Raw genomic sequence first — 266 nt, forward strand, 5'->3', positions numbered from 1 at the left:
ATGGGGACTCCACTCTTGGTGTGTCACTGGTTACGTCGGCTGTACGGGATGCTTTATCCGTAGCAAAAACCAAAGGCAGTAGCTACCTTGCTGACGACATCATTATCCACCGAAATGATTTGGACTATGTTCTCAAGCGGGTTAATGACGAAAGTAAGACAGACCTGGTTCGCAACATGATGGATGAAGCTATTCATAAGCTGCAGGGTAGGGTACTTAAAGCGATAGATGAGTTCGCAGGTTACTCGCATGTTATGGTCATAGGT

At 46.2% G+C, this 266-nt stretch carries 1 pseudogene; it reads left to right on the forward strand.

The features are described 5' to 3' along the window. Positions 1-266 (forward strand): annotated as a pseudogene (locus tag COJ96_RS25900) (hypothetical protein); the annotation flags it as partial.

Origin of the sequence: Bacillus sp. AFS073361 (genome assembly GCF_002567005.1) — a bacterium.
In the GTDB taxonomy this organism is placed as follows: Bacteria; Bacillota; Bacilli; order Bacillales; family Cytobacillaceae; genus Neobacillus.